13 protein-coding genes are annotated in these 9,904 nt (G+C 65.8%); 6 read left to right on the forward strand and 7 right to left on the reverse strand.

Annotation, left to right across the window (positions count from 1 at the left end):
- Positions 1-56: 56 nt before the first annotated feature.
- From ACFPOB_RS04755 to ACFPOB_RS04765, 3 genes are read right to left on the reverse strand one after another with little or no spacing between them, the layout of a single operon-like run.
- Complete coding sequence (locus ACFPOB_RS04755; protein WP_377796321.1) at positions 57-983, reverse strand: LysR substrate-binding domain-containing protein; 927 nt, start codon at positions 981-983, stop codon at positions 57-59.
- Positions 983-1,372: a type II toxin-antitoxin system VapC family toxin gene (locus ACFPOB_RS04760; protein WP_377796323.1), complete on the reverse strand. Its 390-nt coding sequence runs from the start codon at positions 1,370-1,372 to the stop codon at positions 983-985. The genes ACFPOB_RS04755 and ACFPOB_RS04760 overlap by 1 nt, the downstream gene beginning before the upstream one ends.
- A complete protein-coding gene (locus ACFPOB_RS04765; RefSeq protein ID WP_377796325.1) occupies positions 1,369-1,644 on the reverse strand; it encodes a type II toxin-antitoxin system VapB family antitoxin in 276 nt (91 codons plus the stop codon). The genes ACFPOB_RS04760 and ACFPOB_RS04765 overlap by 4 nt, the downstream gene beginning before the upstream one ends.
- Before the next feature lie 123 nt (positions 1,645-1,767).
- Here ACFPOB_RS04765 and dnaG point away from each other — a divergent pair, with 123 nt between their 5' ends.
- Positions 1,768-3,657, forward strand: a complete 1,890-nt coding sequence (gene dnaG, locus ACFPOB_RS04770; RefSeq protein ID WP_377796327.1) for a DNA primase — start codon at positions 1,768-1,770, stop codon at positions 3,655-3,657.
- 190 nt (positions 3,658-3,847) lie between these two features.
- The gene (gene rpoD / locus ACFPOB_RS04775; RefSeq protein WP_377796329.1) at positions 3,848-5,866 is read left to right on the forward strand and encodes an RNA polymerase sigma factor RpoD; all 2,019 of its coding nucleotides are present in this window, start codon (positions 3,848-3,850) and stop codon (positions 5,864-5,866) included.
- A 159-nt stretch (positions 5,867-6,025) separates the two neighbouring features.
- Here rpoD and ACFPOB_RS04780 read toward each other — a convergent pair whose 3' ends face one another.
- Complete coding sequence (locus ACFPOB_RS04780) at positions 6,026-6,271, reverse strand: DUF2798 domain-containing protein (RefSeq protein WP_377796331.1); 246 nt, start codon at positions 6,269-6,271, stop codon at positions 6,026-6,028.
- A 224-nt stretch (positions 6,272-6,495) separates the two neighbouring features.
- Between ACFPOB_RS04780 and ACFPOB_RS04785 the strand changes: the two genes are divergently transcribed.
- The 3 genes from ACFPOB_RS04785 (at position 6,496) to ACFPOB_RS04795 (ending at position 7,987) form a co-directional block, all read left to right on the forward strand.
- On the forward strand, positions 6,496-6,771 hold the full coding sequence (locus tag ACFPOB_RS04785) for a hypothetical protein (protein ID WP_377796333.1): 276 nt from the start codon (positions 6,496-6,498) through the stop codon (positions 6,769-6,771).
- Positions 6,772-6,836: 65 nt separating this feature from the next.
- Positions 6,837-7,448: a LysE family translocator gene (locus tag ACFPOB_RS04790; RefSeq protein WP_377796346.1), complete on the forward strand. Its 612-nt coding sequence runs from the start codon at positions 6,837-6,839 to the stop codon at positions 7,446-7,448.
- Between the two features lie 113 nt (positions 7,449-7,561).
- Positions 7,562-7,987: a secondary thiamine-phosphate synthase enzyme YjbQ gene (locus ACFPOB_RS04795; RefSeq protein WP_377796334.1), complete on the forward strand. Its 426-nt coding sequence runs from the start codon at positions 7,562-7,564 to the stop codon at positions 7,985-7,987.
- 4 nt (positions 7,988-7,991) lie between these two features.
- Here the strand turns inward: ACFPOB_RS04795 and ACFPOB_RS04800 are convergent, their stop codons facing one another.
- From ACFPOB_RS04800 to ACFPOB_RS04810, 3 genes are all read right to left on the reverse strand, one after another.
- The gene (locus ACFPOB_RS04800) at positions 7,992-8,555 is read right to left on the reverse strand and encodes a TetR/AcrR family transcriptional regulator (RefSeq protein WP_377796335.1); all 564 of its coding nucleotides are present in this window, start codon (positions 8,553-8,555) and stop codon (positions 7,992-7,994) included.
- Complete coding sequence (locus ACFPOB_RS04805) at positions 8,552-8,923, reverse strand: hypothetical protein (protein WP_377796337.1); 372 nt, start codon at positions 8,921-8,923, stop codon at positions 8,552-8,554. Before ACFPOB_RS04805 ends, ACFPOB_RS04800 begins: the two co-directional genes overlap by 4 nt.
- A 142-nt stretch (positions 8,924-9,065) precedes the next feature.
- Positions 9,066-9,380, reverse strand: a complete 315-nt coding sequence (locus ACFPOB_RS04810) for a hypothetical protein (protein WP_377796338.1) — start codon at positions 9,378-9,380, stop codon at positions 9,066-9,068.
- Between the two features lie 175 nt (positions 9,381-9,555).
- Between ACFPOB_RS04810 and ACFPOB_RS04815 the strand changes: the two genes are divergently transcribed.
- Entirely contained in the window at positions 9,556-9,849 is a 294-nt protein-coding gene (locus tag ACFPOB_RS04815) for an HlyU family transcriptional regulator (RefSeq protein WP_377796340.1), read from the forward strand.
- Positions 9,850-9,904 lie beyond the last annotated feature (55 nt).

Genomic DNA, 9,904 nt, shown 5'->3' on the forward strand with positions numbered 1-9,904 from the left:
TACTGTCGAGGAGAGGCTGCCAGCCGCGATGATCGTGGTAAAATATGTTGTTTATTCTAGTTTGATATGAACTGCATATCGGGGGCAACGTGCCTGAGCACGGCGAGGAAGTTGTCACGGGCGAGCGAATGGCGCGTCGCGTCCCAGGCGGCGATCAGATCGATATGGGTCATCTGCAGAGGTGCCTCCACAGTGATCGGCCGGAAGGCGACCCCGGCGCGCGGCATCAGCGCCAAGGAACCTGGGATGAGCGCGACGCCGAGCCCGCTCGCGACCAGGCTGGCGATCGTCTGCATCTGGCGCGCTTCCTGGACGATGCGCGGCGAGAAGCCGGCGAGACGGCAGAGCCCGATGATCTGGTCGTGGAAGCCGATGCCGAGCTGACGCGGCGTGCCGATGAAATCGCTCTCGGCAAGGGCGGCGAGGGAGACCGTCTCCGGGCCTGCGAGCGGGTGGTCGTCCGGCAATGCGGCCAGGATCGGCTCGCGCAGCAGGATTTCGCTGGCGAGCTGGGCAATCATGATGCCGGGCTGGCGCATCAGGCCGATATCGACCTCGCCCGCGGTGATCGCCGCGAGCTGCTCGCCCGTCGTCGCCTCGCGCAGGACGAGCTCGATGCCGGGATATTCGGCGCGAAAACGGCGCAGCGCTGCGGGCAAGAGGTCATGGGCGGTGCCGACGAAGCTGATCGCGAGCCGGCCGGCCTTGCCGGAGGCGACGGCCTGAGCTTCGCGGATGGCGTCGCCGAGCTCGGCAAGGACGCGCCGCGCGCTGACGAGGAAGGCCGTGCCGGCGGGCGTCAATGCGACGCTGCGGTTGCTGCGCTCGAACAGAGACAAGCCGAGCGTATCCTCGAGCTTGCGGATCGCCTGGCTGAGCGGCGGCTGGGCCATATGCAGACGCTCAGCGGCACGATGGAAGTTCAATTCCTCGGCGACGGCGATGAACTGGCGCAGCAGCCGCGTCTCGACCGCGGGCGGCATCAGGCCCGCTCGATATCGGTCTGCGTGAAATCCTCGCCCTTGTAGAGCAGCGGCCAGCCGCGCGACTTGGCGAGAGCGTAAGCGGCGCAGTCACCCATGTTCAGCTTGGCGGGGTGGCGGCCCTTCCCGTAGCGGCGATAGGCGTCGAAGGCGAATTTGGAGAGATCCTCGTCGAAGGGGATAACTGCGACGTCGTAGTCCGATAGAAAATCTTCAACAGCTTCTACGCGCATGCCTTTGGAGAACGCGATGACCAGGCGCGCTTCCAGAGCATTGACGGCCGATATGATGCGCTGGTCGGCCAGTTCGACCAAGTCAGCGAAGCGCCCTGCTTCCGGCTCGCCGACCAGGCACGCTACGATCACCGATGTATCGACAACGAGTTTCACCAGAAGCCGTTCTCATCGTAGCCGATGGCATCGTCCATTTCCTGCTTGGTCATGACGTGATTGGTCGGGACGATGTCGTACTTCTTGTGAAGGGCTGCCAATTTACGTCTTGCAGCAGCGATCCTGCGCGCCTTCTCATCCTCGGACAGTTCGTCCTTGTCGAGCTCATTCCTGACGGCCATGCGCACCGCCTCTGTCAGGCTGAGCCCGCGCCGGCGCGCCAGCTGGCGCACCGCCTTTTCGGTCTCCGGGTCCTTGATGTTGAGCGCCACGGCGTTCTTCCTTTTTCGCGATTTTCTTTATCACATGGGGCTTGCTGTGGATATGGACCATAAGCCCGGCAAGGGCGGCTTGAGGAGTTGGCAAGCAGGCTCGGAGCGGCCAGATAGGGAGCCATGAAGTTCCCGCCCTCCGTCCTTGAGGAGATCAAGGCGCGGCTGCCTGTCTCGGCGGTCGTGGGCAAGCGCGTGCGCCTCGCCAAGGCCGGCCGCGAATGGAAGGGGCTCTCGCCCTTCAACGCCGAGAAGACGCCGTCCTTCTTCGTCAACGACCAGAAGGGCTCCTTCTTCGATTTCTCCTCCGGCAAGAACGGCGACATCTTCAAGTTCGTGATGGAGACCGAGGGGCTCTCCTTCCCGGAGGCGGTCGAAAAGCTCGCCTCGGAGGCCGGCGTCACCTTGCCGAAAGTCTCCTTCGAGGCGCAGGCGCAGGAGGAGAAGCGCAAGGGGCTGCACGAGGTCGTCGAGCTGGCGGCACGATTCTTCGAGGCCGAGCTGCAATCGGAGCGCGGCGGGCTGGCCCGGCGCTATCTGTCGGGCCGCGGGCTGGAAGGGCAGGCGCGCCAGCTCTTCCGCCTCGGCTATGCCCCGCCCGACCGATTCGCGCTACGCGACCATCTTGCGGCCAAGGGCGTCGGCGCCGATGCGATGATGGAGACCGGGCTTCTGGTCCATGGCGAGGAGATCGCCGTGCCCTATGACCGCTTCCGCGACCGGATCATGTTCCCGATCCACGACGCGCGCGGACGGGTGGTCGCCTTCGGCGGCCGGGCGATGAGCGCCGATGTGCCGGCCAAATACCTGAACTCGCCGGAGACGCCGCTCTTCCACAAGGGTGCGTTGCTGTTCAACCATCATAATGCGCGCAAGGCCGCGCACGACACCGGCCAGGTAATCGTGGTCGAGGGCTATGTCGACGTCATCGCGATGACGCTCGCCGGCTTCCCGCAGGTGGTGGCCCCGCTCGGCACGGCACTGACCGAGGACCAGCTTTCGCTGCTCTGGCGCATGTCGGGCGAGCCGGTGATCTGCCTCGACGGCGACAAGGCCGGCCGCAAGGCGGCGGGGAGGGCGATCGATCTCGCCTTGCCGATGCTGGAGCCGGGGCGCTCGCTCTCCTTCGCGCTGCTGCCCGAGGGCCAAGATCCGGACGATCTCGCGCGCTCGGGCGGCAAGTCGGCGGTCGCCGAGGTGATCGGCTCGGCCAAGCCGCTCGTCGATATGCTCTGGGCGCGCGAATTCGAGGCGAGCCAGCTCGACACGCCCGAGCGACGCGCCGCGTTCGAACGAAGGTTGAAGGAGCCGCTCGGCCTGATTCGCGACGAGGCGACGCGCCGGCACTACCGCCGTGAGATCGACGAGCGGCTCAGTCAGCTCTTCGCGCCGCCGCAGCAGGAGCGTTTCGAGGGGCGGCGCCAGAACGGGTTCGGCGGCGGTTCACGCGGCCGGCGCGGTTTCTCGCGCGGCCAGGACCGGCCGCCGCTTTCGCTGGTGCGGCCGAGCCCGCAGCTCGCCAGCTCGCCGCTGATGCAGCGCCGGCATGGCGAAAATCCGCGCGAGGCCTTCGTGCTGCTCGCCTTGGCGAGCCATCCCGACTTGGTGATGCGCTGCGTCGACGAGATCGCCGAGCTTTCGCTCGACGGGCCGGCGGCGGAGCGCTTTCGGCAGGCGCTTCTCGATGCCGCGAGTGACGGCGCCTTCGATCAGGAGGCGTTCGGACGTAGGCTGGAGCAGGGGCGTGTCGCCGAAGCGCAGGCGGCGCTGCTTTCCGTCACCCAGCCGGCCGAGCGGCTCAAGCTCGCGCAAACGGCTGATCCGGAATCGGTTTTTGATTCGATTCGTCAGGCTCTCGTCTTGCATCATCGCGCACGCACGCTACATAGCGAGCTGAAGGCAGCCGAACGCGCATTGGCTGACGAACCAACGGAAGCCAATTTCGCCTGGATGAAGGACGTCAAGGGCCGTCTCGATACGATCGAGGGGACCGAGGCCAATCCTGAGAAATGACCGGGCTGGCGCGTTGCTTTTGTCGGCAGAGACGAGGACGGCATTGAGGATGGTGCACGATTCATCAACGATGATCGGCGCTATCTGCAGTGGATGAGTTGGGTGGGTGCGCGGCAGCGACGGTTGCCGCGGCGCCCTTTTATGCGTCGGAGCCATAGCACCGGCGCGCAAAATGGTGGAGCGCTGATTGATGGCGACCAAAGTGAGCGAGCGGGACAAGTCCGAAGCGGGTTCCCCGGAAGCGCCCCCGAGCACGGACAGCCCGCTCCTCGATCTCACCGATCAGGCCGTCAAGCGGATGATCAAGCTCGCCAAGAAGCGCGGCTATGTCACCTATGACGAATTGAACGAGGTCCTGCCCTCGGAGGAGTTCTCCTCGGAGCAGATCGAGGACGTGCTCGGCCAGCTCAGCGAGCAGGGCATCAACGTCGTCGACAACGAGGATCCTGAAGCGGCCGGCGAAGAGCGCGCGGCCCGGGGCAAGGGCGATGGCGACGAGGACGAGGCCGAGGGCGGCGATCTCGTCGAGGCGCAGCGCACGGCGCTGCCGGTCGAGACCAAGCGCAATCTCGAGCCGACCGAGCGCACCGACGATCCCGTGCGCATGTATCTGCGCGAGATGGGCTCGGTCGAGCTGCTCTCGCGCGAGGGCGAGATCGCGATCGCCAAGCGCATCGAGGCCGGCCGCGAGGCGATGATCGCCGGGCTCTGCGAGAGCCCGCTGACCTTCCAGGCGATCATCATCTGGCGCGACGAGCTCAACGAGGGCAAGGTCCTCCTGCGCGACATCATCGACCTCGAAGCGACCTATGCCGGCCCCGACGGCAAGAACCCCGAGCAGATGCCGGGCGAGGGCGAGGACGGTGCTGAAGCCGCCGAGGAGGCTACGCCGGAAGGCGAGACCCCGCCCGAGGGCATGGACGACGACGATATCGAGAACAACGTCTCGCTCTCGGCCATGGAAGCCGAGCTGAAGCCGCGCGTGCTCGAGACATTCGACTCGATCGCCAGCAACTACACCAAGCTGCGCCGCCTGCAGGACCAGGACATCGCCGGCCGGCTGGAAAACGCCAAGCTCTCGCCGTCGCAGGACCGCAAGTACAAGAAGCTGAAGGACGACATCATCGTTTCGGTGAAGTCGCTCTCGCTCAACAACAACCGCATCGAGGCGCTGGTCGAGCAGCTTTACGACATCAACAAGCGCCTGATCTCGCACGAGACTCGGCTGCTGCGCTTGGCCGAGAGCTATGGTGTCGCCCGCGACGACTTCCTGAAGCAGCATATCGGCGGCGAGCTCGATCCGAAGTGGCTGCTGCGCGTCTCCAAGCTCGGCTCGCGTGGCTGGAGGGAGTTCGTCGCGCAGGAGAAGGATCGGATCAAGGATCTGCGCGAGGACATCCATACGATGGCCTCGGAGACCGGCCTGGAGATCCAGGAGTTCCGCAAGATCGTGCTGATGGTCCAGAAGGGCGAGCGCGAGGCGCGGCAGGCGAAGAAGGAGATGATCGAGGCGAATCTGCGTCTCGTGATCTCGATCGCCAAGAAGTACACCAATCGCGGCCTGCAGTTCCTCGACCTGATCCAGGAGGGGAACATCGGCCTGATGAAGGCGGTCGACAAGTTCGAGTACCGCCGGGGCTACAAGTTCTCGACCTACGCGACCTGGTGGATTCGCCAGGCGATCACCCGTTCGATCGCCGACCAGGCCCGCACCATCCGCATCCCCGTGCACATGATCGAGACGATCAACAAGATCGTCCGGACCTCGCGCCAGATGCTGCACGAGATCGGACGCGAGCCGACCCCGGAGGAACTGGCCGAGAAGCTGGCCATGCCGCTGGAGAAGGTGCGCAAGGTCCTGAAGATCGCCAAGGAGCCGATCTCGCTCGAAACGCCGATCGGCGATGAGGAAGACAGCCATCTCGGCGACTTCATCGAGGACAAGAACGCGATCCTGCCGATCGACGCGGCGATCCAGAGCAATCTGCGCGAGACCACGACGCGCGTGCTGGCCTCGCTCACCCCGCGCGAGGAGCGCGTGCTGCGCATGCGCTTCGGCATCGGCATGAACACCGACCACACCCTCGAAGAGGTCGGCCAGCAGTTCAGCGTCACCCGCGAGCGCATCCGCCAGATCGAGGCGAAGGCGCTGCGCAAGCTCAAGCACCCGAGCCGGAGCCGGAAGCTCAGGAGCTTCCTGGACAATTGAGGGATCGAAGATCGATCTAGAGCATTTTCGCGATTCTTCGAATGGCGAAATTGCTCTAGGTCCTTGTTCTATCGCATTTTCTTCACGCGAACCGGTGTCCACTTCGCTCGAAAATGCTCTAGTCGAACAGGGCGGCGCGAGCCGCCCTTTTCTTTTGTCTCAATCCACCGGCGCGACAAGCATCGCGGTGAGCTTACGCGCCGCCGGCAGCGCCAGCAGCAGCACCGGGAAGGCGATCAGCCAGGACAGGCCCCAGGCGACGGGCCAGCCTTGCAGGAAGGCCGGCGTCGGGCCGAGCACGCGCAGGGTCGAGATCCCTGAGACGATCAGGGTCATCAGGCCGGACAGGATCAAGGGGGTGACGAACGCACCATAGCGCGCCGGCAATTTGCGGGAGGGTTTCATGGGACCATCCGTAAGGACAGGCTCTGCCGTCATGGCCTTCTGGCATCCAGGCGGCACCGAGCCGGGGGATGCGTTGCCTGACGTGAGACGCTTACGGCCGTCCAAAGGGGACGCGGGGCTGCCTCTATGCCCCGTTTGCGCAGGAGGCAAGCAGAATCGGCCCAGCCCGCCACAGTTCTGCTAAGGTCAGCCTCACAATCGGGGCTTCCCCTGGAGGAGCACAGATGACCGGTATCCCGACTGCCGACGAGATCGAGGCCGCCAAGGCAGCGCTGCAGGCGAACCTGCCGCCTCAGGCCAAGAAGCAGGAGGAGGAAGGCTCGACGGCCGGGGACATCGTCAGCGGTGTCCTCGACGTCGCCAGCAACGTCACCATCGAGGCGGTCGGCGTCGCGGTCGAGGTGGTCGGCACAGTGGTCGAGGGCGCCGGCAGCGCCGTGGTGGCGACCGGCGAGGCGGTCGTCACGGTGATCGGCGGCATCTTCGAGGGGGTGGGCTAGCAAGGTCCCGGCAGTCGCGATATCGATGCGGCTCGGATAGCGTCGCTGGAGCTGGAGTGAAGCCCTTGTCCCTCGAATTCCTGCTGACCTCGCTGATCATCGTCGCCTCGCCCGGGACCGGCGCGATCTACACCATCGCCGCCGGGCTGACGCGCGGGGCCAAGGCGAGCATTCTGGCCGCCTTCGCCTGCACGCTCGGTATCGTGCCGCATCTGCTCGCCGCGATGGCGGGCCTAGCGGCGTTGCTGCACGCCAGCGCGCTCGCCTTCGCGATCGTCAAATATGCCGGCGTCGCCTATCTGCTCTGGATGGCCTGGCAGACGCTGAAGGAACAGGGCGCGCTCAGCGTCGAGACCACGGCCGACAAGCGCTCGCCCTGGCGCGTGCTGGTCGATGGCCTGGCGCTCAACGTGCTCAACCCCAAGCTCTCGATCTTCTTCGTCGCCTTCCTGCCGCAGTTCATCGCCGCCGACGAGGCGAGCCCGATGGCGCGGATGCTCGAGCTCTCGGGCGTGTTCATGGCGATGACCTTCGTCGTCTTCGCGCTCTACGGCCTGTTCGCCGCGGCGATGCGCGATCATGTCGTGAGCCGGCCGGCGGTGATGGCCTGGCTGCGCCGCACTTTCGCCGCCGCCTTCGTCGCGCTCGGCGCGAAGCTCGCGCTGACCGAGCGCTGACGCATGTTCCGCAAAAGTGGGAATCACCTTTGCGATGAGAACATGCGCCAGCATGTCTCATCGGCGCGAATTCTAATCGCTCAACCGCGAGCGGCTGAGCGGAAAGCGCGCTGATGGTGGCCAAGCAGACCCGGCTGACGATCGAGACGCGCGGGCCGGGGCTATACGAGATCACCGATGCCGCCGTCCACTTCGTGCGCGAGGCGTTAGTCGATACCGGGTTGCTGACGCTGTTCGTGCGCCATACCTCCTGCTCGCTGCTGATCCAGGAGAATGCCGATCCGGACGTGCAGCGTGACTTGTCGGCCTTCTTTGCCCGGTTGGTGCCGCCGGCGGACGATCCGGCGATGGCCTATCTCACTCATCGCGCCGAGGGGCCGGACGACATGCCGGCCCATATCAAGGCGGCGGTGCTGCCGGTGTCGCTCGCGATCCCGGTGAGCGGCGGCAGGCTCGCGCTCGGCACCTGGCAGGGGATCTACCTGTTCGAGCATCGGACCAGCCCGCACCGGCGCGAGGTCGTGTTGCACCTGGCCTGAGTCGTCAGTCGCCTTTCGACCGAACGAGCAGCCGCATGAAGGTGCCGTAGCAGTCGTGCAGCTGCTGTGGCGACAGGCCGAGATCGAGCTGTTGAAAGCCGATGAAGGCGGCGTATTCGACACGGGCCAGCGCGAGAGCCTCCGGCGGGGTGAAGCGCCCGCTCTCGCCATGGAGCTTTTCCAGATAGCCGACGCGCTCCCGGTCGACCTCGGCGCAGGTCGCGGCCACGCCCGGGTCGAGCTGCGCCAGGCGGCGCATGCCTTGTTCGATGCGAACGTCGAGGGCCAGCGCCATGCGGTCTAGTGCGATCAGGCGGTCCGGCGCCGGCCCGCCCTTGTCGACCTCCTGCATCAACCGATGCGTATGGGTCTCGCGCCAATGCCCGGCGAGCGCGGCGAGATAGGCCTCGATCGCCGGGAAATGTGCGTAGAACGAGCCCTTGGTCTTTCCGGCGCGGCGGCAGAGCGCCTCGATGGTGAGCCCGGCCGGGCCGTGCTCGGCGAGCGCGGTCAGGCCGAGGGCGAGCCAGTCACTCCGGCGAAAGCGGAGCGGGAGAGGAGAGGTCACTGCCACAGGCCGATCACGCCGCTGATCGCGATCGCAGCGAACAGGGCCCATTGCGGGAAATGGGCGATCCGCAGGCGGAAGAGGCCGATCATGCCGAGGCCCCAGAGGCAGAATAGCGCGGCGCCGCCGGTGGCGAAGATTGCGAGGTCGCGGCTGCCCAGGCCGGTCGCGACGAGGCCGAAGGCGAGCGCCAGCGCCGCCAGCACGATCGTCACCAGATGCCAGCAATAATACAGGGTGAACTTCGGCACGGGATGCAGCCGCTCGGCCGCCAGCAACGGCGTGGCGATCTCCCGTCCGCCGAGAACGACGTGGATCAAGGTGGTGGCGGCCGCGAGCGCGGCGGCGAAGGCGAGCCAGATATCCATGGTGGTCTCCCAGAATAATACCATACTGTATTGTACTATTCTGGTGCGAGGCAAGCGCTGATTTTCGGCCGTGTCGGCGTTGGGAGATGGCGGGGACCCGGCCGGGTGCGGACTCGGATGTTCGTTCGCCGAGGCGAGCGGATCACCGGCCGGCGTAGTATTCGGCCTCCGGCGGCGGCTCCCAGGATTGGCCGGCGGCGATCAGGCAGCTGACGCTATCCGGCAAGGTCGCGAACAGGGTGAAGGAGCCGTTCGGCGCGGCGAAGAGCTCGATCACGCTGCCATTGGCGGCAAGGCCATAGCCGATCCGGCGTTCGCCATAGAGCTCATGAAGCTGCGTCGTGGCCATACTGCGGTCGGCGCAGGGAGGGCTTGCGGACGATTGCGCCTGCGCCACAGCGGTCAATGGCGGCAAGTTCAGCAAGATCGACAGGCAGAGTTTGAAGAAGCGCATCATGGCTGCTCCTGCGACAGAGCGGGCCAGGAGAGCGTCGGGATGGACGGGCTCGACTTTTCCGCCCTGTCTCAGGATGAGATGGTGACGCAGGTGGCGATGCGCCAGGGGGGTGGACAAGGCCTTGGCCAGGCGGCCCGCATCTGCGCTATACAGCGCACGTCACCCGGAGCCCGCCATGTCGTTCCTCAAATCCCTGTTCGGTCGCAAGGACGCCAAGCCGGCTGCCCCCGCCGGACCGCTCAAAAGCACCGAATACAAGGGCTTCACCATCCATGCGACGCCATTCGCCGAAGGCGGCCAGCAGCAGCTCTGCGGCGTGATCGAAAAGGAGATCGAGGGCGAGATGAAAAGCCATCGCTTCATCCGGGCCGACCGCTTCCCCGGCGCCGAGGAGGCGGCGGACTTCGCGATCGTCAAGGCAAAGCAGCTGGACGCCCGCAAAAACCTCGCCGAATTGACCGCTTCATGATTCACTCGGCTTGTCTTGATTTGGAGGCAGGTCGATGGAACAGCGGTCGTTGTTC

This window comes from Allobosea eneae (genome assembly GCF_042657265.1).
In the GTDB taxonomy this organism is placed as follows: domain Bacteria; phylum Pseudomonadota; class Alphaproteobacteria; order Rhizobiales; family Beijerinckiaceae; genus Allobosea; species Allobosea eneae.

Coding starts and splice junctions, on each gene's coding strand:
- ACFPOB_RS04755 (WP_377796321.1), bottom strand. CDS start 983: ATGCCGCCCGCGGTCGAGACGCGGCTGCTGCGCCAGTTCATCGCCGTC.
- ACFPOB_RS04780 (WP_377796331.1), bottom strand. CDS start 6,271: ATGAAACCCTCCCGCAAATTGCCGGCGCGCTATGGTGCGTTCGTCACC.
- ACFPOB_RS04810 (WP_377796338.1), bottom strand. CDS start 9,380: ATGATGCGCTTCTTCAAACTCTGCCTGTCGATCTTGCTGAACTTGCCG.
- dnaG (WP_377796327.1), top strand. CDS start 1,768: ATGAAGTTCCCGCCCTCCGTCCTTGAGGAGATCAAGGCGCGGCTGCCT.
- rpoD (WP_377796329.1), top strand. CDS start 3,848: ATGGCGACCAAAGTGAGCGAGCGGGACAAGTCCGAAGCGGGTTCCCCG.
- ACFPOB_RS04805 (WP_377796337.1), bottom strand. CDS start 8,923: ATGGATATCTGGCTCGCCTTCGCCGCCGCGCTCGCGGCCGCCACCACC.
- ACFPOB_RS04795 (WP_377796334.1), top strand. CDS start 7,562: ATGGTGGCCAAGCAGACCCGGCTGACGATCGAGACGCGCGGGCCGGGG.
- ACFPOB_RS04815 (WP_377796340.1), top strand. CDS start 9,556: ATGTCGTTCCTCAAATCCCTGTTCGGTCGCAAGGACGCCAAGCCGGCT.
- ACFPOB_RS04785 (WP_377796333.1), top strand. CDS start 6,496: ATGACCGGTATCCCGACTGCCGACGAGATCGAGGCCGCCAAGGCAGCG.